The organism is Microbispora cellulosiformans (assembly GCF_008728085.1).
GTDB classification, from domain to species: domain Bacteria; phylum Actinomycetota; class Actinomycetes; order Streptosporangiales; family Streptosporangiaceae; genus Microbispora; species Microbispora amethystogenes.
The window spans coordinates 557807-579473 of the sequence record NZ_VYTZ01000002.1 but is presented as its reverse complement, the minus strand read 5'-3'; the positions used below and the strand labels follow the sequence as shown (position 1 = coordinate 579473).

Below are 21667 nucleotides of genomic sequence, written 5' to 3'. Positions count from 1 at the left end.
CGTAGAGCATGCGCGCCGCCCTACATTACGGGTCTTTGCCGAAGTCCGGGGGAGAACTTGACGGGTACGAGTGATCACCGGCGCCGTCCCGGTCACCGAGGGGGTTTCGGACCTTCACTCTGCCCACATTCTTCCGTCACAGAGGGGCGGATAGGCTCGGAATGATGAATGCACACAAGCGTTGGATCGTTCTCGAGGGCGCGGCGAACGTACGGGACCTCGGCGGGCTCCCCACCGAGGACGGCGGGACCACGGCGCCCGGCCGGATCCTGCGGGCCGACAACCTGCAGGGCCTCACCACCCGTGACGTCGCGCTGCTCGTCGGCGACATCAAGCTGCGGCACGTCGTGGACCTGCGGTCGGGCACGGAGGTGCGCCTGGAGGGGCCCGGCCCCCTGACCCGCCTGCCGGAGGTCGCCGTACACCATCACAGCCTGTTCGCGGAGGGCGGGCGGTTCACCGACGTCGAGGCCGACACCATCGACGACAGGGCGCTGCCGTGGCAGGACGAGCGGAGCGAGGAGGACCTCGCCGAACTGCGGGTGACCGGCTACTACTACGGCTACCTGCGCGACCGGCCCGACTCCGTGGTGGCCGCGCTGCGGGTGCTCGCCCGCGACGACGGCGCGGCCGTGGTGCACTGCGCGGCGGGCAAGGACCGCACCGGGGTGGTCTGCGCGCTGGCCCTGGCCGTCGCCGGGGCCACCCGGGAGGCGATCATCGGCGACTACGTCGCGACCGGGGAGCGGCTGGAGGGCATCCTCGCCCGCCTGCGGGCCAGCTCCACCTACCGCGCCGACCTCGACGGCAAGCCGGCCGACAGTCACCGGCCGCGGCCCGAGTACATGGCCCAGCTCCTGTCCACCCTGGACGACCGGTTCGGCGGCCCTCTCGGCTGGCTGCACACCCACGGCTGGACCGGCGCCGACACCGAGGCGTTGTACGGCCGCCTCCGCGGCTGACCCGGCCGGGACCGGAGTCATGGGCGGGCGGGCTCACTCCCCGAGGCGGTCACCGTGCGCGGGGACGGGCACCACCTGGCCGAGGGACGCGGAGAGCCGGGCCGCTTCGAGAACGGCGATCGTCTCGACGGCCTCCTCCGCCGGCACCGGCGGCGGCGCGCCGTCGCGCAGGCAGGCCACGACGCCCTCGTAGAACCGCTGGTAGGCGCCCGCCTCCGTACGGACCGGGCGCACGTCGCCCTCGACCCCAAGGGTGCCCCAGCGCTCGGGCGGCTCCGTGCCCCAACTGCCGCGTGGCTCCATGCCTCCGAGGTCGCGTGGCTCTGTACCCCAATCGTCGCGAGGCTGCGTGCCACGGCCGAAGTCGGCGGGACCCGGGCGCTCGCCCGCGCGCAGGCGTTCCTCCTGCGGGTCGAGGCCCCACTTGACGTAGGCGGCGCAGGAGCCGAGCACCCGCAGCCTCGGGCCCAACTGACCGGTCACCGCGCTCATCCACAGATGCGACCGGGTCCCGCTCCGGTGGGTCAGCGCGACGAACGCGTCGTCGTCGTTGCGGATCCCGGCCCGCCTGACGTCGGTCTCCGCGTACACGTGGGCGACCGGGCCGAACAACGTCAGGGCCTGGTCGACCAGATGGCTGCCGAGGTCGAAGAGCGTGCCGCCGACGTCCTCGGGGCCGCCCGCCTCGCGCCAGCCGCCCTTGGGCACCGGCCGCCACCGCTCGAACCGCGACTCGAAGCGGCGGATCTCGCCCAGTTCGGGCAGCACGCGGCGCAGCGTGAGGAAGTCGCCGTCCCAGCGCCTGTTCTGGAAGACCGTCAGCATGAGGCCACGGTCGCGGGCCAGCCGTACGAGGTCGCGAGCCTCGTCGGCGGCGCCGGCCAGCGGCTTGTCGACGACCACGGGCAGACCGGCCTTGAGCGCCTCGGTCGCCAGCGGCACGTGCGTGCGGTTCGGCGTCGCGATCACCACGAGGTCGCACGCGTCCCAGAGGTCCTCCGCCGACGCGACGACCTCGGCTCCGGGGTGCTCCGCGCGTAACCGCGCCGCCCTGCCGGGGTCGCGGGTGACGACGGCGGACAGGCGCAGCCCGGGGGTGGCGGCGATCAGCGGCGCGTGGAAGAAGGACCCGGCCGGGCCGAAGCCCGCGAGACCGACCCGGATGTCGGCGGCGCCGGACGAGGGAGTGAGCGGGGAAGGCATGAGCGGTGGCCGGTTCTAACCGTCGTGGTCGTCGCGTTCGGCGAGGAACGCCTCGAACTGGGCGGCGAGCTCCTCACCCGTGGGCATGGGCGTGTCCTCCGCGAGGAGGCTCTCCCGCGTGGCACCCGACTGGAACGCGTCGTACTGCTGCTCCAGGCCGTGGATCGCGCCCGCGAGCTCGTCGGAGGCCGCGATCTGCTCCTCGATCTCGGCGGTGGTCTTCTCGGCCGCGTCCCGGAGGGCCTCCGTGGGGAACACCAGCCCGGTGCCGCGGGTGATCGCCTCCAGGGCCGTGACGGCGGCCTGCGGATACTCCGCCTGGGCGAGGTAGTGCGGCACGTGGATCGCGTAGCCGAGGGCGTCGTGCCCCTTGGCCCCGAGACGCAGCTCGATGAGCCCGGCGAGACTGCCCGGCACCCGGACCTTCCCGAACGGGCTGTTCTGCCCGTTGACGAGCTCGGGGCGGCTGGCGTGGGACGTCAGCCCGAGCGGCCGGGTGTGCGGGACGCCCATCGGAATGCCGTGCACGGTCACCAGCGTACGGACGCCGAGCCTGGTCACCAGCATGCCGACGGCCTCGGTGACCAGCTCCCACTCCCGGTCGGGCTCGGGCCCGCTCATGATGAGGAACGGGGTGCCGGTGACGTCACGGGTCAGGTAGACGGCCAGTTCCGGAGTCTCGTAGTCGGTCCAGCGGTCGGTGTCGAAGGTCATCACCGGCCGGCGGGACCGGTAGTCGAGCAGCCGGTCGACGTCGAACGTCGCGATTACCCGGTGCTCCAGCTCGGCGAGGAGGTGCCCCAGGGCCAGCCGCCCCGTCGCGCCGGCGTCGACGAACCCCTCGAAGTGGTAGATCAGCACCGGATCGGTCAGCTCGGGAAGGTCCCCGTCGAGCCGATAGAGATCCGTGGGGTCGGACACGTGTCCCAGCCTTTCTCACGAAGCCTTTACCTACTGAACCTACGGGGTGCCCGGTCGATTCCGCGGCGGTTGCGGCGACCTTATCGGTGGACGGTGTCCAACAGGCACCCCGGACCCGGAGCAGGACCGGCCGTGCGCCGGGCGCACCGGCTCAGCGGGAACGGTGTGAACCGGCCGCGCCGAATCGCTGCCCGATGTGTCCGTAATCAGGGCAAGGGTGGCCCGTGTTCACCGGCGGGATCATCCTTGTCGGATGGCTACTGCGAAAGCGGATTCCCTCAGTGGGCACCCCCTCCGCATCCCCCCGCTCGCCTGCCCCTTCCCCCGTGCGGTGAACCCCCACGTGGACGCGGTGGACCGGGACACGCTGGCCTGGCTGGCCGCCTCCGGCATGATCGCCGGCGACCAGCTCGAGCGTTTCCGGCTCGCCCGGTACGGATGGCTCGGCGCCCGCACCTACCCGTACGCCTCACGGGAGCTGTGCCAGCTCGTCACCGACTGGTGCGTGTGGCTCTTCGCGTTCGACGACGCCTACTGCGAGTCGGACCGGCGGGCGGCCGAGATCGCCCGGGCCCTGCCCCAGCTCTACACCGTCGTGGAGGAGGCCGAAGGGGGTGATGTGGTCGAGAACGTCTTCGCCCGGGCGCTGCTCGGCATCAGGGCCCGTATCGCCGCCCACGCCACCCCCGACCAGCTCGACCGCTGGCGCACGACGACCAAGGACTACCTGTTCGCCCAGGTGTGGGAGGCCGCCAACCGGGAGGACGACGTGCTCCCCACCATCGACGACTACGTCTTCATGCGCCGCAGGACAGGCGCGATGCTCACCGTCTTCGCGCTGATCGACGTGGCCGCCGGGGAGCGCCTCACGGTGGACGAGTGGCTCCACCCCGCCGTTCACGAGATGACCGGGCACGCCAACGACGTGGTCGTCTGGGACAACGACCTCATCTCCTACGCCAAGGAGCGGGGACAGGCGAACATCCGCAACAACCTCGTCAGCGTGCTGGCCGGGCACACCGGCTGCGGCGTCCAGGAGGCGATGGACCGGATCGGCGTCATGCGCGACGAGGCGGTCGCCTCCATGGTGGCGCTGACCCCCGCCACCGAGGCGCTCGGCTCGCCCGCGGTCGACGCGTACGTGCGGGGCCTGAAGTTCTGGGTCAGCGGCAGCGTGGACTACTCGCTGACCAGCTCCCGGTACGCCGCCGCCTGGCAGTGACCCCAACCCCAACCGGCCCGGTCAGTCCTCGGGGAGGTCGTCGAGATCGTCGAGGTCGTCCAGCGCGTACTCGACGAGGTCACCCAGGCTGAACCGGGCCCCGGCGGCGTACGCCTCGTCGTAGGCGGCGTCGCCGACCAGCTTCTTGCACTCCTTGACGCACTGCTCGTGCTCGGTCGTGAAGAACGGCGACCCGAACTGCGGCAGCCCGAACGTCCGCCAGTTGGCCTGGGCCGCCCCGAGGAGGGTCGCCGTCCGTTCCGGCTCACCGGCCTCCAGGCCCAGCCGGGCGAGGTTGTCCACGCACAGGACGATGCCGAGCACGTCGTGGAAGCGCCGCTTGATGCGCAGCGCCTCCTTGCACGCCACCAGGGCCTCGTCCCGCCGCCCGGTCTCCCGGTGGACGAGGGAGGTGACGTACCAGGCGTAGGAGCGCAGCCACAGCTCACCACGCTCCTGGCACACCTGGAGGCAGTCGGTCAGCAGCGTCTCCGCCTCCTCGAACTCGCCCTGCGCGAGCAGCACCATGGACAGCTCGACGATCGCCGGGAGCAGGCCCGGATTCAGCTCGCGGCCGCCCCGGTGGAACTCGATCGCGACGCCGAGCAACGCCGTCGCCTTCTTCGCGTCGCCCTGCAGCATGGCGGCGGTGCCCTGCATCTTCGTCGCGAGCAGCACGGCGCCCGAGTCGCCCACCCGCACCGCGTCGGTGCTGCACTGCTCGGCCGCGGCGAGCGCGCCGGCCATGTCTCCCTGGGCGCTGCGGATGTAGGCGAGAACCCACAGCGCCTTGCACCGTTCCCTGCTCGGCGTCGGGCTCGCCGTGAGGGCGCGCTCCAGGTAGACCACGCCCTCGCGGGCGAAGCCGCAGGCCACCCAGAGGAACCACAGGGCCGACAGCAGTTCCAGGCCGACGCGTTCCTCTCCCGGCGTCGACAGGCAGTAGTCGAGGGCGACCCGGATGTTGTCGTGCTCCTGGCGCATCCGGCTGAACCAGTGCACCTGGCGGGGGCCCGACCAGGAGTGCTCGCTGAGCTCGGCGAGCTGGAGATAGTAGTCGCGGTGACGCCGCCGGAGGTCCTGCGTCTCACGGAGCTTGTCGAGCCACTCGCCGCCGTACTGCCGCAGCGTGTCGATCAGCCGGTACCGCTGCCCGGCCGGGGTGGCGAAACTCAGCAGGACCGACTTGTCGACCAGGCCGATGATCACGTCGAGGATCCGGCCGGCGGGCAGGGCGTCGCCGGCGCAGACCTGCCGGGCCGCCTCCAGGTCGAAGTCGCCGGCGAACACCGACAGCCGGGCCCACAGCAGCCGCTCGGCGGGCTCGCACAGCTCGTGGCTCCACCCGATCGCCGCGCGCAGCGTCTGGTGCCGCGGCAGCGCCGTACGGCTGGCTCCCGCGAGCAGGCTGAACCGGTCGGCGAGCAGGGTGAGGATCTGCTCGACCGACAGCGTGCGCAGGCGTACGGCGGCCAGTTCGATCGCCAGCGGGATGCCGTCGAGGCGGCGGCACAGCTCGGCGACGGCCGCGACGTTGTCCTCGTCCACCGCGAAGTCGGGCACCACGGCGGAGGCCCGCGTGCCGAACAGCTCGACCGCCTCGTTGGTGAAGGGGTTCTCCGACGGGCCCTCGCCGGGCACCGAGAGCGGCGGCACGGCCACCGTGTGCTCTCCGGCCGAGTACAGCGAACGACGGCTGGTCGCGAGGATCCGCAGCTGCGGCGCCGTGCCGAGCAGGTGCTCCGTGAGCTGGGCGCACGCGTCGACCAGATGCTCACAGGTGTCCAGGATGAGCAGGATCTCCCGCTCGGCCAGCCATTCGGCGAGCGTGTCCGATCCCTCGCGCGGCGACTGGTCCGCGATGCCGAGCGCGGCCGTGATCGTGTGGTAGACCATCGCCGGGTCCTGCAGGCGGGCCAGGTCGACGTACCAGACGCCGTCCCTGAACCGTCGGCGCACCTGATGCGCCAGACGCAGTGCGATGCGGGACTTGCCGACTCCGCCGACACCCGTGACCGTGATGAGCCGGGACTCCTGCAACCTCTGCCTGAGCGACGCGAGCAGTCGTGTCCGCCCGACGAAGCTGGTGAGCTCCACGGGCAGGTTGCCCTCCTGCCGCCATCCTGCTGGCGCTGTCATGCCGCCTCACGGGGGGATTTGTCCGGCGTGCTCCCTGCTCCCGCATCGTACCCGCGCCGCCGTCGGCTGTCCGGTCGTACGGGCGTGAGACCGGCAGGCCCGCGAGGCTGTTGTTCCTGCCCTCACCGGAAGGAGTTCCAGGGCGGCGCCATCGGCGTTTCCACGGCCGCCGCCGGAGCCGATAGCATTGAGATCGTGAGTGTGCGGCATCCGGATGACATGCGTCCGGTGGACCTCTTCGACGAGGGACTGCCGGTGCTGCCAGACCAGACGAGCGACGACACCGACCTCGGATGGGGCGAGTGGCGCTCCGAATCCGACGTCTCCCACCTGATCGAGGAGCGCCCGCCCCACTGGGACTAGGGATACACCGGGAGCTCGAACCAGACGGCCTTGCCCCTGGGGGTGGGGCGCACGCCCCAGGCGCGGGACAGCGTGTCGACGATCAGCAGTCCCCGCCCGCCCTCGTCGCAGTGCCCCGTCTGGTCGTGAGGTGATGTGCCGCGCGTCCGGACCGGGACGCGGGCCTCGTCCTCGACCTCGCAGCGCAGGATGTCGTCCCGCAGCAGCAGGAGGGTGAGGAGGGGTGCTCCGCGCCCGTGCCGCATGGCGTTGGCGACCAGTTCGCTGACGAGGAGTTCGGCCACCTCCGTGACCTCCCGGTCTCCGTCGGCGCACCAGTCGCCCAGTTCGGCGCGGACGAACCGGCGTGCGAGGCACGTGGACGACGCGTCGGCGGGCAGGGCCCAGCAGGAGCGGTGGACCGGCGGCACGTCGGCGTCCGCCGTGGCCGGGGGCCGCCCGTGCGGCACATCGTCGTCGGGCCGCCTGCTCAACGGGACGAGCGAGCACATCATGACGTCCCCGCCTTCACGCGGCCGGCGCGCAGCGGGCCCGGTGCGCGGGACGGCTCCGGCCGTCGGGCAGCAGTTCGCCGGTGTCCTCGAACACCACGACGCCGTTGCAGAGCAGGCCCCACCCCTGCTCGGGATGGAACGCCACCAGCCGGGCAGCGTCGTGATCGTGCGCGTCCGCGGGCGGACACGGCGGAGTGTGCGGGCACGTGTCCGGGCACATGCGGGTCACCTCGATCCTTCCCATGCGGAGGGTTCGCGGGGGGCAGGGCCCGGCCTGGTGGTCCCGTCGGCCCGAGCCTCGTGACGGTCGGTCAGCATCGCCGCCTTCTTCCTGTCCCGGGTGACCTCGCCGGCTTCGCGCGTCGCCCGCTCACCCTTCCCACGATCGCGCGGGGAGGGCCCGGTGTCTGCGCGGGCAGCCCCCATATCGCGGGAGTGTTCCCCGGCATGCCGGGATGCCCGCTACCTGCAATGACGCGCGCGGGGCCGGATGGCAGTCTGGTTGTGTGCCCGTGAGGTGTCTGATCGTCGACGACAGCGATCACTTCAAGGAGGCCGCCCGTCTGCTGCTGGAGGCGGACGGCATCGCCGTCGTGGGCGTCGCGTCGACCACGGCCGAGGCTCTGCGAAGCCTGCGGGAGCTCCGGCCGGATCTCGTGCTGGTCGACATCGATCTGGGCGAGGAGAACGGCTTCGACCTGGTGCCGCGGCTGCGCGCGGAAACGGGGGAGTGCCCGCCCCGGATCATCCTGATCTCCACGTACGACGAGCAGGACTACGCCGAGATGATCGCGTCCAGCCCGGCTCTCGCCTTCCTGTCCAAGCCGAGCCTGTCGGGCCGGGCCATCGACGAGATCCTGCGCAGAGCGGACGCCTGAACCGGCCGTTCCGGTCCCGGTCGAGCCGAGGTGCGCGCGGCTGAGAAGCGGTCGTGCTCGTCCGGGCGCACGCCGTACGGCGTCAGCGGGCGTCGAGGAAGGCGAGCACCGCGAGAACCCGTCGGTGGTCGTCCTCGGCCTCCGGCAGCCGCATCCTCGACATGATGCTGCGCACGTGCTTCTCGACGGTGCCCTCGGTGATCCACAGTTTGTGCGCGATCCCCGCGTTCGAGCGGCCCTCCGCCATCAGGGCGAGCACCTCGCGCTCACGCTGGGTGAGCTCCTCCAGCGGATCGTGCCGGCGGCGGGCGTTGATCAGCTCCGCGACCAGGCTGGGATCGACGACCGAGCCGCCGTGGACGATGCGTTCGAGCGTCTCGACGAAGTCGGAGACCGCGGTCACCCGGCTCTTGAGCAGGTAGCCGACCCGGTGGCCCGCCGCGAGCAGCTCCATCGCCTGGTCGACCTCGACGTGCGCGGACAGCAGCAGGATGCCCACGTCGGGGAGCTCCGCGCGGATGACCTTGGCCGCCTCGACGCCCTCCGTGGTGTGTCCCGGGGGCATCCGGATGTCGATGACGGCGAGGTCGGGGTGGTGCTCCCGGACGAGGGCGAGCAGCTCGGACGCGTTCCCCGCCTGGCCGGCGACCTCGAACCCCGCGCGCTCCAGCAGGCTCGCGAGCCCCTCCCGCAGCAGGACGTCGTCGTCCGCCAGCACCACCCGCCTCGGAGTCTCGTCCACCGTTCCGCCGCCTTCCGCGTGCGCCCGCCACCCGGATCGAGGGCCGTGCCTCGATCGCGCCGCGGCGATCGGGGGCGGTCGTGCCGTGGTCGTACGAGCCGCGTCGACGTGGTGCGAACAGCCGCGTAACGTGGGCTTATGCGCGCGCGAGTGCTGTCGTCGCTGCTACGCGTGACGCGCCCGCCCTTCCTGGCGGGCGTCATCGTCGCCGTCGCATGCGTGACGGCGGAGACTTTTCTGACCTTCCTGCTGGAGCGGATGGCCCCCCCGAACGCCCTGGACGTAGTCTATCTGCCCGGCGTTCTCGTGGTCTCCTACCTGTGGGGGCTGCCGCTCGGCGTGCTGACCGCGCTGGCCAGCGGTTTCGTCTACGACTTCTACCTGATCCTGCCCCGCCACAAGGTCACCGTCTTCAGCAGCTGGTCGTGGATGCCGCTGCTGATCTTCCTGGTCGTCGGGCTGCTGGTCAGCGCCGCCGCCGCGCTGATGCGGGCACTGCTGATCGAGGCGGAGGAACGCCGCGGCGAGGCCGATCTTGAGGCCGCCACGGCCCGTCTCCTCCTGCGCGCCGAACACCTGCGTGCCGCGCTGCCGGTCGTGGCCCGTCGTCTGGCGCAGGGCCTCGGCCTGCCGTTCCTGGCCGTGGAGCTCGGAGCGGCCGGCGTGGAGGATCCCGGCAAGGTCACCCTGCCGCTGAGCGACGACGACGTGCGGCTCGGCACGCTCGTCGCGCCCACGGACCTGCCGGCGGCGACGATGCGCCGTCTCCGGGAGCGTGTGGCGCCCTCACTGGAGGCGGTGCTCGCGGCGGCGTGTGATCGTGAGGCCATCGGGAACGCCCTGGCCGCGAGCCGGGACGAGCTCGCCAGGGTCGCCGACGAGCAGGCCGCCCTGCGCCGCGTCGCGACGCTGGTCGCGCGGGGCGTCCGGCCGGCGGAGATCTTCGGCGCGGTCGCCCGCGAGATGGGCCTGATCGTGAACGCGGACCACACGGCGGTCGAACGATACGAGCCCGACCGGACGGTCGCCCTGATGAGCTTCTGGAGCGCCTCGGACGACGGCCCCGCGCCGCCGGTCGGCTCGCACCGGCCGCTCCGGGAGGACGGCCTGTCCGCCCTCGTCCTGCGTACGGGACAGCCGGCCAGGATGGCCGCGGCCGAGGGGACGGCCGGGAGGACGGCCGAGGGCGCGACGGGAGAGCTGGACACCTGGGTCGGGGACGAGAAGGTCGGCTCCGCGATCGCCAGTCCGATCGTCGTCGAGGCCCGCCTGTGGGGCGTGGTGATCGCCTTCTTCCGCGGCCTGGAGCCGCAGCCGGAGGACGTCGAGGAACGCATCCGCGACTTCACCGAACTCGTCGCCACCGCGATCTCCAACGCCCAGGCCCGCGACGAACTCGCCGCCTCACGCGCCCGCGTGGTCGCCGCCTCGGACGAGACCCGGCACCGGATCGAACGCGACCTGCACGACGGGGCCCAGCAGCGCCTCGTCTCCCTGGGGCTGCAACTGCGGATGGCGGAGAGCGCCGTGCCGCCCGAACTGCCGAAGCTCAAGGAACAGCTGTCCCAAACGGCCGAGGGCCTGACGCTGGTGCTGGAGGACCTGCGGGAGCTGTCCCGCGGCATTCACCCCGCGATCCTGTCAAAGGGCGGCCTCGCGCCGGCCCTGAAGATGCTCGCCCGCAGATCGCCGGTCCCCGTCGATCTGCGGGTGCGGGTCGACGGGCGTCTTCCCGAACGGGTCGAGGTGGCGGTCTACTACCTCGTCTCCGAGTCGCTGACGAACGTCGCCAAGCACGCGCACGCCTCGCTGGTGTGCGTCGACGTCGACGCGGTGGGCGACGCCGCGCGGGTCGCGATCCGCGACGACGGGAAGGGCGGCGCCGACCCGAGCGGGGGCTCCGGTCTCATCGGTCTCCTCGACCGCGTCCAGGCCCTCGGCGGCACGATCGAGGTCACCAGCCCGGCCGGCCGTGGCACCACGCTGACGGCCGTCATCCCGGTCGGCGGCGGCTGACACCTGGCGCGGCCCCGAGCCCAGGCCCCGCCGCGCCAGGTCAGAGCCGCCGGGTCATAGCCGCCGGGTCAGGAGACTGTCCTTACCCGTGACCGGCGTTCGCCAGGAAACGCCGCCTGGTCAGGAGACGACGTCCCGGCGCCGGAAGCGGCGAAAGGCGAGGGCGATGATGACCGCCGAATAGGTCACCGAGATCGCCACGCCCTTCACCATGCCGCCGTAGTCGGGCTCCGGAGCGAGCGCGTCGAGCCATGCGGCGTTCCAGAACGTGGGCAGGAACTCGCGCAACGAGCCCAGCGCCTCGACCGCCTGGAGGATGCTGCTGACGATCACCAGGCCGACCGCGCCGCCGACCGCGCCGAGCGGCGAGTCGGTGGTCACCGACAGCAGGAAGGCCACCGAGGCGACCACCAGCTGGCTGACCAGGGCGTATCCGATGACGACGGCGAACTTCGGCAGCACGTCGGCGGCGGGGATCACCTCGCCCGTCCCCGGCACGGTGATGTCGTTCCACCCGAAGGCGAGCGTGCCGGCGAGCAGGGCCATCAGCGGGAGCACGGTCACCGCGGCGGCCGAGTACGCCAGCGCCACCACCAGCTTCTGGCGCAGCAGCCGGTCGCGGGGGACCGGGGCGGCCAGCAGGTAGCGCAGCGACGACCAGCTCGCCTCGCTCGCCACCGTGTCGCCGCAGAACAGCGCCACGGCGACGACCAGCAGGAAGCTGGCCGACACCGACAGGGCGAACGCCGCGAAGTTGAGCCCGCCCGCCGTGGCGAGGTCCGACAGCCGGAGGTTGCCCTGGCCCTGCCCGGCCGGGCCGAACTGGAACGCCACCACGAGCACCCAGGGCAGGGCGAGCAGCACGCCGAACATCGCCATCGTCCGGCGGCGGCGCAACTGCCGGACGAACTCCACCCGCAGCGGCAGCGTGTGTCCCGGCGCGTATCCGGGCGCGTGCCCTGCCGCTCCTCCGGGAGCTCGTCCGGGCGTGTGTCTGGGCGTGTGGCCCTGCGCGTCGTTCCCGGGTGCGTCCGGTCCGTCGTGCCGCGCGGGCACCGCCCGCCCGGCGGCGGGGACTTCTCCGGTCAGGTCCGGGGCCGGTCGTTCCGCCGGGCTCATCGGCGCTCTCCGATCAGGTCGAGGAACACGTCCTCCAGGCGCGGGCCGGCGCCGTTGACGGTGGTGGCGGCGCCGAGCAGGTCGCCGACCGGCCCGGCCGACACCAGCCGCCCGCGGTGCATGACGACCACGTGGGTGCAGGTCTGCTCGACCTCCGCGAGCAGGTGGCTGGAGACGATGACCGTGCGCCCCCCTTCGGCGTACGCCTTGAGCACCCGGCGCATCTCGGCGATCTGCGGCGGGTCGAGGCCGTTCGTCGGCTCGTCGAGCACGAGCAGGTCGGGGAGGCCGAGCATGGCCTGCGCGATGGCCAGGCGCTGCCGCATGCCCTGGGAGTAGGTGCGCACCGCGCGGTCCAGGGCCGCGCCGAGCCCGGCGATCTCCAGCGCCTCCTCCAGGTGCGAGTCCTGGGGCGGCCGGCCGGTGGCCCGCCAGTACAGCTCCAGGTTGGCCCGCCCGGACAGGTGCGGCAGGAACCCGGGCCCTTCGACGAACGACCCCAGCCGTGACAGCACGGGAGCCCCCGGCGCCACCCGGGTGCCGAAGATCCGGATCTCACCTTCGTCGGGATGGATGAGACCCATCAGCATGCGCATGGTGGTCGTCTTGCCCGCGCCGTTCGGCCCGAGCAGGCCGAGCACCTGTCCCTTCTCGACCCGGAACGACAGGCCGTCGACCGCCTTCTCGCCGTTGCGGTAGCGCTTGACCAGTCCGCTGATCACGAGGGGCACCTCGGCCGGTCCCATGTCCGCCGCCGGTTCGCCGGGAGCATCCGGGTCGCGCCTCGCGGTGCGCCCGGTCAGCAGGAGGACCGCCGCGATCACGATCGCCGCGAGCGGCAGGGCCCACGTCCACCAGGCGGGACCCGTGGCGGGCGTCCTCAGCGCCGCGAACCCGGGGACCTCCAGCGCCGGGGACTCCAGCGCGATCCGGTAGACGGCGGGGGCGGCGGGCGTCGCATAGCCGAGGTCGGTGGTCGACACCACCACCCGCATCCGGTACCCGGCGTCGAAGCGCCTGTCGACGGCGGGGAGGGTCACCGTGACCGGCGTGCCCGCCTCGCTCGCGGTCACCCGCAGCGGCGCGACGAGTCCGGACGGCAGCACCGGGAGCGATCCTCCGGAGACGTCGTAGAGCTTGGCGAACAGCGTGGCCTCGCCCGTGCCGTAGACCCTGATCCGGACGGCCGGGCTGCCGGTGACCTGGGTGGGCCGGGCCAGCGGGGCGGACTCGAAGACGGCCGCCTGGCCGGGCATGTCCAGCGCGACCGACACGCTGCCGCCGCCGGCGCCGCCGAGCAGCCCGCCGAGGCCGGGCACCGCCGAGATCGACGCCGGCGACCCGCCCGCGGGGTTGGCGACCGGTTGGGCCGCGCCGCGCAGAGCGATCGTGGTGCGTTCCCCGCCCGCCAGGCCGGGGTATCGGCCCGCGGTCGCGTGCAGGAGCACCGGACGGCGGGTGCCCGGGTCGCGCCCGCCGTCGCGGGTCACGGTGAACGCGGCCGAGGCCGCGCCGCCGGGGACGGGAGAGCCCGACTGCTTGAGATAGCGGTCGAACCAGCCCGCCGTCTGGTCGGACAGCCAGTCCGCCTCGCCGTCGCCGCCGTCGTGGCCGCCGTTGAACCAGGCCACCTCCACAGGGGCGCCGGTCGCGGCGATGGCGCGGGCGTTGGCGTCGGCGTGCGAGAGGGGGAACAGCGAGTCGCGCTGGCCCTGCACGAGCAGCGTCGGCACCTTGATCCGGCCGGGTACGGAGATCGGGCTCGACCGCCGGAGGAGATCGACCGCCTCCTTGGTGGCCCTGCCGTCCTCGGCCACCTTCTGGTACATCGCGCAGATCTCCGGCAGGAACCGCCCGCACTGGACCTGCTCCGCCGCTCCGGCCGCCGGGGAGGGCACGCCGGAGGCTGCGCCCGCGAGGCCCGCCAGACCCCCGGCGCCGGGGCCGCCGTCCGGGGCCAGCCGATCGGCGGCGGCGCTGAAGAAGATGCCGGCCCACATCTTCTTGAACACGCCGTTGGCGGGCCCGCCGCCCGAGGCGTCGGGGAAGAGCGCGTCGGCGAGGTCGTACCAGGTGATCTGGGGCACGATCGCGTCGACCCGGTTGTCGTAGGCCGCCGCCATCAGCGCGATCGCCCCGCCGTACGAGCCGCCGGCGATGCCGACCCGCGGGTCGCCGGGGGAGTCGAGACGCACCTCGGGCCGCGCGGCGAGCCAGTCGACCAGCCCCCGCACGTCCTTGACCTCGTAATCAGGGGAGTTGAGCGCGATCTGGCCAGTCGAGCGGCCGAACCCGCGGGCCGACCAGGTCAGCACGGCGTAACCCCGCCCGGCGAGCCGTTCCGCCTGCTCGCGCACGCTGTCCTTGCTGCCGCCGAAGCCGTGGGCGAGCAGCACGGCGGGGGCCCTGCCGCCGGAGGCGGGGGGATAGAAGGTGGCGTCGAGATCGACGCGCTGGTCGCCGGACGGTCCGTCGAGGACGGGGATGACCAGATCGCGCCCCTGGACCGCCGGGCCGGAGGGCCACAGGGCCCACGCCGCCCCTCCGGCCACCAGGATGACCAGCGTGACCACGATCGCGAGGGCACGCCGCCCACCCGGAAACGTCATGTCGCGATGCTACTTGTTCCTCCTGAGAGCGGGCTGAGGAGCCCGCCGCGCCTGTGGACAACCGGTCCGCCGCACCCTGCCCGGCCTTCCTTGGAATGCGAATCGTGATGATGGATCGGGGTAATCCCTGATTGCGCCTGACCTTGGGGGGCGGCATCATTTCGCGCGTGAACGGAACGCCGCTGAAGCAAGTCCCCACGCGCGTCGCCGAGTGGGCCCTTCCCTACTGGACCCGGGGGGAGGCGGGCAGGCAGACCCCGTCCGACCTGTTCCGGGTTCTCTACGCTGGCTGGCTCGCGGCGTTCGCCCTCAAGGTGCTCGGGTCGAGCTGGGACGTGTCGTGGCACTTCAAGTGGCTGCGCGACGACCTGGCCCCGCCGCACCTGCTCAACACCGTCGGCACGGCGATCGCCGTCGCGCTGACCATCGTGCACTGGTACACCGGCTACGGGGTGGACCGCGCGGCCTCCCGCCTGATCGTGTGGGGCACCGGCGTCTTCCTCATCGCCATCCCGCTCGACCTGATCAACCACAAGGTCAACGGCATCGACATCACCGCGTGGAGCCCCTCGCACGCGCTGCTGTACATCGGCACCGCGCTGATGCTCGCCGGAGTGATCCGCGGCTGGTACCTCGGCGCGGGGCGCTACGCGGAGATCACCCGCCGGCGGCGGACGCTGGTGCTGGGCGGGCTGTTCGCGTTCTTCCTGGAGAACGCGCACTTCCCCGAGCTGCAGCAGGAGTACGGCGTGCTGGAGCTGGCCTCCTGGGACCGCGGCCAGCCGTACGCCGAGCCGACGCTGCTGAACTTCGCGGCCGAGCAGATGGGACAGGCCGTCGACCGGGCGATGGTGCTCAAGTTCTCGCTGCCGATCCCCGACGTCGTCTACGCCGTGTACGCGGGAGTGGCCGGCGTCGCGATCCTGGTCTTCGCCCGGGTGATGACCGGCCGCCGTTTCACCGCCACCGCGATCACCGCGGCCTACGTCGCCTACCGCTGCCTGATCTGGCCGCTGCTCGTCGGCGGCGGGTTCCCGCCCTCGGCGATCCCGTTCTTCTTCCTGCTCGCCGGGATCGGCGTCGACCTGGCCTTCCTGGTGCCGATCCGTCTCCTGCGCCCGCTCGCGGGCGGGGTGCTCGCCATCGCCGGCGTGTACGGAGGCCTGATGGCGCAGGACCTCCTGCTGGAGGCTCCGCCGTACGCGCCGGAGGCCTGGCCGTACGCGCTCGCCGGGCTGGTGGTCGTCTGGTACGCCGTCGAGTGGTTCGCCGGGCGCAAGGGGCTGACGGCGGCCGACGCGGAGGCCAGGGACGCCCAGGAGAGGGAGGCGGCGGCAGACTCCGGCTCGCCCGCCTCCGCCTCGCCGGTCTGAGAACGTTCAGGCGACGGGTGTGCGGGTCAGCGCCACCGCGACGCCGAACGCGAGGCCCATCACGGTCACTTCGAGGGCGGCCCAGGCGGCGAACGCCGCGGGCTCGCGCCGGGTGATCGCCGGTAGCAGCCGCCAGCGGATGTTCGCCCCCAGCAGCGCGACCACGCCGGTGAGCACCGCTTTGGCGATCACCAGCCAGCCGTACCGGGTGGTCACGAGCGATCCGGGCAGGGTCTCGCCGGGCGAGAGCGCGAGCTCCACCAGGCCGTTGAAGAGCCCGGAGAGCCCCACCACCAGCAGGGCGTAGGTCGCCAGCCGGGAGAACCTGGGCAGCGTGGAGGCGAGCAGGTCGCGGTGGCGCGGGAGCAGCACGCCGAGCGCGACCAGGCCGCCCACCCAGGCGCACGCGCCGATGACGTGCAGCTCCATCGACACCATGCTGAGGTCGTGCCAGTACCAGTTCGACGCGTGCCCGGTCACCGGCAGCGGCAGCAGCCCGAACCCGGCGACGAGCACCCGCAGCTCGGCCGGCACCTTCTCGCCGAAGCGCACCGCGAGCATCCCCACGGCGGCGCTGGCCAGGGCGCACGACGCGCTCACGATCATGCCCTGCCCCGAGCCGATGCCGTTCACGTACGCCGCGACGTCCGGCACCCCTCCCGGCATGACCTCGGCGGCGCCGAGCACGGCCGACAGCAGGGCCGCCGCGCACCAGACGAGGGAGAAGGCCACGGCCCAGTGCCGCGCCCTGGCGGCGACGGGCTCGGTCCTGTCCGGATCGTCGAAGCCGAGCAGCTTGGGGAGCAGGCTCAGGCCGAGGGTCGCGGTGGCGGCCAGGTCGAGGACGAGCCGGACGACCGGCAGGCCGTACTCAACGACCGCGCCCGGCATCGGGATGCCCGGCGCCGCCTCCGTACGGGTGAGCCACGTCGCGGTCACGACGGCGAGGACGCCCGCCACGGTCAGCCCCGCAGCAGGGATCCGGTTCCTGGCGGGCGTGGCGCGACGGTCCGCCACGGCGGGCCGCTCCGTGGTCGCGGTCATCCGGCCTCCCCGGCGGCGGAGTGGCCCGGCGTCGCGTTCGCCACGCGGCGGTCGTGCCGGAAGAGGACGAGGGTGCACAGCGCCAGCAGCGCCGCGGTGAAGATCAGCAGCCCCCAGACCCAGCCTCCGCCGCCCTGGCCGCCCGCCGCCGAGGTAAGCCCGGTGCCGGGCTTCGGGTCCACCGTCTGCACGTCGACCACGTCGGTGTTCACGTAGCCGGTCGGCAGGGTGAACCGGATCGTGCCGGTGACCGGATGCCCGTCGTTCGACACGATGCGGTAGCCGATGGCGTACGACCCGGCGGGGACGTTGAACGCCTTCCCCCAAGGGGCTGGTGGTCGCACCGCGATCGAGACGTTCCCGCCCTCGACGGTGACGTCCCCGTCCTCGTAGTGCGCCCCGTCCGGCCCGGTGACGGCGATCCGGGCGAAGTCCCGGCGCACCGCCTGGTCGAACGTGAGCGTGACGGTGTGGGGCAGGCTGTCGAGTGCGGCGCCGTCCTTGGGGTCGCTGGACACCAGCACGTTGTGCGCGCTCGCGGGCGTCGCGACCAGGGTGACAGCGACCAGGACGAGCACAGGCGCAGCGAGCAGGGCGAGCACGGGCCGCGCGAGCAGGGCGAGCAGAGACGGCACGCGCAGGGCGAGCACCCGTGACAGGCGCCGGGCGAGCACCTGCGACACGCTCTGGGCGGGCGCGGGCGGCACGAGCCGCGTGGGCCTCCGTGGCTCAAGCGGGGCGGGCGCGGGCGGGGCGGTTCGTCCGGCCGTACGCCGGCCACCGCGCGGGGCCGGGGCGTCGTGGCACGTCCGGGCGCGTGCGACCTGGTCCACCTGCCTTGCCTTCCTTTTGCCGGGCACCGACCCTGACATGGTCCCACTGATCGCGTGCCCCGGATGCCTCGGGCGGGGCGCGTACGGCTGGGACCGCCGGTTGAGCGCGCGCCGGGCGGAGGCCAGCATGGGGGGGCACGACCACCGGCCACTGTCACGACCCGAGGAGAAGCCTCTTGACCCCCCAGCCCTCGTCAGGCGAATCCCAGCGCGACCCGGCCCGAGGAAGAGCGTCGACGCCGCGCTCGTCATGGGTGACGATCTTCGTCATCTACCTGGCCGGGGTCGCCGCGTCGATGAGCCTCGGCAAGTTCTCCTCGGTGGGGCCGCAGATGACGGCCCAGCTCGGGCTGTCGTTGACGCAACTGGGCTGGGTGATCTCGGCGGTGGTCGCGCTCGGAGCCGTCGCCGGGCTGCCGGCCGGCTACCTGGTCCGCCGGTTCGGCGCGGCGAGGTCCCTGGTCGTCGCTCTCGTGCTGATGGTGGCGGCGAGCGCGCTGAGCGCGGCCGCCGGAGACTTCGCCTGGCTGCTGACGTCCCGCGTCGCCGAGAGCGCGGGTTACCTGCTGGTCTCCATCACCTGCCCGGCGCTGATCCTCCGTCTCGCGCACGAACGGGATCGAGGGGTCGCCCTGTCCATCTGGGCGACGTTCGTGCCGGTGGGCATCGGACTCAGCACCCTCGCGGGAGGCGCGGTCGGCGCCGCCCTCGGCTGGCGCGGCTGGGTCCTGCTGATCGCCGGGTCGACGCTGGTGATGACGTTGGTCGTCCGGGCGCGGCTGCCGTGGACGTCCGCTCCCGAGACCGCGGCCGGGTCCGTGCCCGGCGCGCGGGCGCTGGCGTGGCCCGCGCTGCTCACCGTGGCCTTCTGCCTGATGGTCCTGGTGACCATTCCGGTGATCGTGCTGCTGCCGACGCTCTTGATCGAGCAGTACGAGCGGTCGGCCACCGTCGCCGGTGCCCTGACCTCGGTGATCTCGCTGTTGGGGGTGCCGGGAGGGCTGGCCGCGGGGCTCCTGCTCCGCAGGGGCGTCCCGCTCGGGGTGCTCGCGGCGTCCGGGCTGCTGGTCGTGCCGGCCGCCTGGCTCACCTACGCCGGTGGGGGGTCCCTCGCCGCCGCTGTGACTGGCGCGGGAGTGATCTCGCTGGAGAACGGGTTGCTCGGAGCCCTCGTCTTCGCCGCCCTCCCGCACGTGCTGGAGCGGCTCGACCACGCCGACGTGGGCAACGGCCTGGTGACCCAGATGGGCAGCCTGGGATCCCTGCTCGGTCCTCCGCTGTTCGGCCTCGTCGCCGGCGCATCAGGGTACGGCGCCGCCGTGCCGGTCATCGTGGCGGGCATGGTGGCCTCGGTCGGGCTCCTGCTGCTGGTGGCCCGGCACGTGAGCGGACGGGCGCGACGGGTCACGCCGGACACGGCCTGAGCCGCACGCCCGTCAGGCCAGCAGCCAGCCGTACAGCCAGGCGACGAACGCCATCCCGGTCAGAGCGGGGACGATCCTCGCGGCGCCGGCGGTGAGCCGGAACGCCTCGATCACCGACAGCACGGTGCAGACGACGGCCAGCAGGCCGAACCACGCCAGGGCCGGAGGCACTCCGATCGCCAGCACGACGGGATCGGCGACGGCCGACAGGCTGAGCGCCGACAGCGCGCCGAGCACGACTCCCGCGAGACCCGCGAGCGCGCTCAGCCCGCCGCCGCGGCGGCGCAGGAGGGAGACCAGCCCCATGAGCAGCTGTACGGCGGCCACGAGCAGGAACGCCGCGGGTATCACGAGCGGAACCGGCGACCGCAGCATGCGGTAGACCGAGGAGGTGAGGAGGAGATCGCCCGGCCGGACCATCGCGTACGGCGCGGCACCGGGGTCGCACGGCCGGGTGGCCGACGCCGGATCGGCCAGGAACGCCGCGATCGTCCGGCGGCCGCACTCGCTCGACAGGAAGACCGCGTGCCCGACGCCGGCGAACTCGACGAACCGGGCGCCCGGCACCGCCGACACCGCCTCACGGGCGGCCTCCGGCGGCGTGGTCGGGTCGTAGCGCCCCCCGAGAGCCAGGATCGGCACCCCGCTCGCGGCCGCCGCCCTGCCCTCGGAGGTCGCACTCCCGGCCGCCGTGTCCCTTGTCGCGGTGTCCCTTGTGGCCGTGCCCCCTGCAGGCGCATTCCTGATCGCCGTGTTCCCGGCTGCCGCGTTTCCGGCGGTCGTGCGCCCGGCCGCTCTGCCTCCGGCGGCCGTGTTCCTGGTCGCCGTGGCCCCCGTCGTCCCGCTTCCGGCCGGTGCGGCGGTCCTGGCCGCCGCGCTGCCGGTCGCGCTGGCCTCGGTCGTGGTGCCCCGGGTGCCCGTACCTCGCGCGTTCGTGTCCCTGACCGCGGAGCGTCCGGCGATGGTGGCGTCCGCGCCGACGGCGGTGACCGCCGGGTCGGGGGTCAGGGCGTCGGGTTCGGTGCGGGAGGCCGGGAGCCCCCACGCGCCGCACACCGCGGCGTCGACGACCCCGGTGAACAGCCGCGGGTGCGCGGAGCCGGGGAAGGAGTTGCCCGGCGTCTCGTCCTGGCACTGGACCGCGTAGTACAGGCCCCACTCGTGCGAGGTGAGCCCGTCGCCGGCCTGGTCGACCAGAGGTTGCAGCAGCTCGGTGCGCCCCGCGGCCAGCCCGTCGACGAGGGCCGGCATGACCGGGATCACGTCCGTCTCGTGCAGGGCCTCACCCAGGATCGTGGCCACGTCGTCCCCGTTGAGCCACACGGTCAGCCGCTTGCGGGTCAGCGGGTCCCGGGTCTCGTACGCGGCCGGATGGGCGTTGAGCGCGGCCACCATGGTGTCGAACCGGCTGGTGAGCCCCAGTTTCGCCATGGTGGCCATGAGCGAGCCGGGGGACTCGTCGTACCACCGGGCGCGCGGGGGGAGGAGGGAGTCCAGCACGATCCCCCGGCTGCCCTGGGGATCGAGTGCCGCCGCCCGCAGCATCGGGCGGGTCGAGTAGCTGACGCCGAACAGGTACCACCGCCGGTAGCCGAGCGCGGCCCGCAGGTCGACGACGTCGGCCGCGATCTCGGCGGTCCGGTAGCCGCGCAGGTCGACGTGCTCGCTCTCCAGCCGGGACTGGCAGGCCCCCGCCCGCCGGACGACCGCCGCCGTCTCGTTCGCGGTGGGGCCGGGCGTGCGCAGGGTGTCCACGATCCCCTCGACGATCTCCGGACAGCTCAGGCGTGGCTCGGAGTAGCGCCCGCCGCGCTGCTCCAGCACGACCACGTCACGGCCGGGAAGCATCTGCGTGAGCAGCCCGGTGAGCTGGAGCGAGGCGGAGCCGGGGCCCCCGCTCATGTAGACGACCGGATCGGCGTCCTGCGGGCCCGCCTGTCCTGTCGCCTGCCCCGGCGCTTCTCCTCCGGCGCGGTGCACCGCGTACCCGACCTTGATCGTCCTGCTGTTGGGGACGTCACGCCGCTCGGGCACCAGAAGGTAGCCGCACGTCGTGCCGGCGGGAACCGTCACCGGGCAGGGCCGCTCCTCGACCGGCGCCGTCCGCGTCTCCCCGGCCGCCGTGGCGGCCTCGGGCCGGCCGGACGCCGGCGCCGCGACGGCCGCCGACCCGGCGCCTTCCATGAGCATGAGGGCCGTGACGAATGCCGCGACGGCCGCTCCGCGCAAACTCCGCAACCGTCAGCCCCGTCCCGCGAACCCGGCGATATCGGCAGAAACCTTAGCGCGTCCCTTGGTCATCTCGCCCACATTCGCCACATGCGC

The 21667-nt window shown here is 73.1% G+C and carries 18 protein-coding genes; 7 read left to right on the top strand and 11 right to left on the bottom strand.

Annotated elements, in window-relative coordinates; genetic code table 11:
* Positions 1 to 164 precede the first annotated feature (164 nt).
* On the top strand, positions 165 to 962 hold the full coding sequence (locus F5972_RS06580; protein ID WP_150932071.1) for a tyrosine-protein phosphatase: 798 nt from the start codon (positions 165 to 167) through the stop codon (positions 960 to 962).
* Between the two features lie 33 nt (positions 963 to 995).
* Here the strand turns inward: F5972_RS06580 and F5972_RS06575 are convergent, their stop codons facing one another.
* Positions 996 to 2165, bottom strand: a complete 1170-nt coding sequence (locus tag F5972_RS06575; RefSeq protein ID WP_150932069.1) for a Gfo/Idh/MocA family oxidoreductase — start codon at positions 2163 to 2165, stop codon at positions 996 to 998.
* 15 nt (positions 2166 to 2180) lie between these two features.
* Positions 2181 to 3086 carry a proteasome assembly chaperone family protein gene (locus F5972_RS06570; RefSeq protein WP_150932067.1) on the bottom strand — a complete coding sequence of 302 codons (906 nt, stop codon included), beginning with the start codon at positions 3084 to 3086 and terminating at the stop codon, positions 2181 to 2183.
* A gap of 253 nt (positions 3087 to 3339) precedes the next feature.
* On the opposite strand from F5972_RS06570, the gene F5972_RS06565 reads away from it, so the two are divergent.
* A complete protein-coding gene (locus tag F5972_RS06565) occupies positions 3340 to 4308 on the top strand; it encodes a 4-epi-cubebol synthase (RefSeq protein WP_150932065.1) in 969 nt (322 codons plus the stop codon).
* A 21-nt stretch (positions 4309 to 4329) separates the two neighbouring features.
* On the opposite strand, the gene F5972_RS06560 is transcribed toward F5972_RS06565, so the two are convergent.
* Complete coding sequence (locus tag F5972_RS06560) at positions 4330 to 6447, bottom strand: ATP-binding protein (protein WP_150932062.1); 2118 nt, start codon at positions 6445 to 6447, stop codon at positions 4330 to 4332.
* Between the two features lie 195 nt (positions 6448 to 6642).
* On the opposite strand from F5972_RS06560, the gene F5972_RS36965 reads away from it, so the two are divergent.
* Complete coding sequence (locus F5972_RS36965) at positions 6643 to 6810, top strand: hypothetical protein (RefSeq protein ID WP_191910000.1); 168 nt, start codon at positions 6643 to 6645, stop codon at positions 6808 to 6810.
* On the opposite strand, the gene F5972_RS06555 is transcribed toward F5972_RS36965, so the two are convergent.
* A complete protein-coding gene (locus F5972_RS06555; protein WP_150932060.1) occupies positions 6807 to 7304 on the bottom strand; it encodes an ATP-binding protein in 498 nt (165 codons plus the stop codon). The two genes, F5972_RS36965 and F5972_RS06555, sit on opposite strands and share 4 nt — an antisense overlap.
* 13 nt (positions 7305 to 7317) lie before the next feature.
* Positions 7318 to 7524 carry a DUF5999 family protein gene (locus tag F5972_RS06550; protein WP_150932059.1) on the bottom strand — a complete coding sequence of 69 codons (207 nt, stop codon included), beginning with the start codon at positions 7522 to 7524 and terminating at the stop codon, positions 7318 to 7320.
* A gap of 286 nt (positions 7525 to 7810) precedes the next feature.
* On the opposite strand from F5972_RS06550, the gene F5972_RS06545 reads away from it, so the two are divergent.
* A complete protein-coding gene (locus F5972_RS06545) occupies positions 7811 to 8182 on the top strand; it encodes a response regulator transcription factor (protein ID WP_225311217.1) in 372 nt (123 codons plus the stop codon).
* Between the two features lie 82 nt (positions 8183 to 8264).
* On the opposite strand, the gene F5972_RS06540 is transcribed toward F5972_RS06545, so the two are convergent.
* The gene (locus F5972_RS06540) at positions 8265 to 8924 is read right to left on the bottom strand and encodes a response regulator (RefSeq protein ID WP_150932057.1); all 660 of its coding nucleotides are present in this window, start codon (positions 8922 to 8924) and stop codon (positions 8265 to 8267) included.
* A 138-nt stretch (positions 8925 to 9062) separates the two neighbouring features.
* On the opposite strand from F5972_RS06540, the gene F5972_RS06535 reads away from it, so the two are divergent.
* Positions 9063 to 10940 carry a sensor histidine kinase gene (locus tag F5972_RS06535; RefSeq protein ID WP_150932055.1) on the top strand — a complete coding sequence of 626 codons (1878 nt, stop codon included), beginning with the start codon at positions 9063 to 9065 and terminating at the stop codon, positions 10938 to 10940.
* A 120-nt stretch (positions 10941 to 11060) separates the two neighbouring features.
* Here the strand turns inward: F5972_RS06535 and F5972_RS06530 are convergent, their stop codons facing one another.
* Both F5972_RS06530 and F5972_RS06525 read right to left on the bottom strand, forming a co-directional pair.
* Positions 11061 to 12059, bottom strand: coding sequence for an ABC transporter permease (locus tag F5972_RS06530; protein WP_150932053.1), 999 nt, complete (start codon positions 12057 to 12059; stop codon positions 11061 to 11063).
* A complete protein-coding gene (locus tag F5972_RS06525; RefSeq protein WP_150932051.1) occupies positions 12056 to 14668 on the bottom strand; it encodes a CocE/NonD family hydrolase in 2613 nt (870 codons plus the stop codon). The genes F5972_RS06530 and F5972_RS06525 overlap by 4 nt, the downstream gene beginning before the upstream one ends.
* Before the next feature lie 167 nt (positions 14669 to 14835).
* Between F5972_RS06525 and F5972_RS06520 the strand changes: the two genes are divergently transcribed.
* The gene (locus tag F5972_RS06520; protein ID WP_191909970.1) at positions 14836 to 16041 is read left to right on the top strand and encodes a hypothetical protein; all 1206 of its coding nucleotides are present in this window, start codon (positions 14836 to 14838) and stop codon (positions 16039 to 16041) included.
* A gap of 6 nt (positions 16042 to 16047) precedes the next feature.
* On the opposite strand, the gene F5972_RS06515 is transcribed toward F5972_RS06520, so the two are convergent.
* Positions 16048 to 17085 carry a copper resistance D family protein gene (locus F5972_RS06515; protein WP_150932049.1) on the bottom strand — a complete coding sequence of 346 codons (1038 nt, stop codon included), beginning with the start codon at positions 17083 to 17085 and terminating at the stop codon, positions 16048 to 16050.
* Positions 17082 to 17792: a copper resistance CopC family protein gene (locus tag F5972_RS06510; protein WP_150932047.1), complete on the bottom strand. Its 711-nt coding sequence runs from the start codon at positions 17790 to 17792 to the stop codon at positions 17082 to 17084. The genes F5972_RS06515 and F5972_RS06510 overlap by 4 nt, the downstream gene beginning before the upstream one ends.
* Before the next feature lie 380 nt (positions 17793 to 18172).
* Here F5972_RS06510 and F5972_RS06505 point away from each other — a divergent pair, with 380 nt between their 5' ends.
* The gene (locus F5972_RS06505; RefSeq protein ID WP_150932045.1) at positions 18173 to 19342 is read left to right on the top strand and encodes an MFS transporter; all 1170 of its coding nucleotides are present in this window, start codon (positions 18173 to 18175) and stop codon (positions 19340 to 19342) included.
* A gap of 12 nt (positions 19343 to 19354) precedes the next feature.
* Here F5972_RS06505 and F5972_RS06500 read toward each other — a convergent pair whose 3' ends face one another.
* Entirely contained in the window at positions 19355 to 21571 is a 2217-nt protein-coding gene (locus tag F5972_RS06500; RefSeq protein ID WP_150932043.1) for an alpha/beta fold hydrolase, read from the bottom strand.
* Between the last annotated feature and the right edge of the window lie 96 nt (positions 21572 to 21667).

Coding starts and splice junctions, on each gene's coding strand:
- F5972_RS06580 (WP_150932071.1), top strand. CDS start 165: ATGAATGCACACAAGCGTTGGATCGTTCTCGAGGGCGCGGCGAACGTA.
- F5972_RS06575 (WP_150932069.1), bottom strand. CDS start 2,165: ATGCCTTCCCCGCTCACTCCCTCGTCCGGCGCCGCCGACATCCGGGTC.
- F5972_RS06565 (WP_150932065.1), top strand. CDS start 3,340: ATGGCTACTGCGAAAGCGGATTCCCTCAGTGGGCACCCCCTCCGCATC.
- F5972_RS06560 (WP_150932062.1), bottom strand. CDS start 6,447: ATGACAGCGCCAGCAGGATGGCGGCAGGAGGGCAACCTGCCCGTGGAG.
- F5972_RS06555 (WP_150932060.1), bottom strand. CDS start 7,304: ATGATGTGCTCGCTCGTCCCGTTGAGCAGGCGGCCCGACGACGATGTG.
- F5972_RS06550 (WP_150932059.1), bottom strand. CDS start 7,524: ATGTGCCCGGACACGTGCCCGCACACTCCGCCGTGTCCGCCCGCGGAC.
- F5972_RS06535 (WP_150932055.1), top strand. CDS start 9,063: ATGCGCGCGCGAGTGCTGTCGTCGCTGCTACGCGTGACGCGCCCGCCC.
- F5972_RS06530 (WP_150932053.1), bottom strand. CDS start 12,059: ATGAGCCCGGCGGAACGACCGGCCCCGGACCTGACCGGAGAAGTCCCC.
- F5972_RS06525 (WP_150932051.1), bottom strand. CDS start 14,668: ATGACGTTTCCGGGTGGGCGGCGTGCCCTCGCGATCGTGGTCACGCTG.
- F5972_RS06515 (WP_150932049.1), bottom strand. CDS start 17,085: ATGACCGCGACCACGGAGCGGCCCGCCGTGGCGGACCGTCGCGCCACG.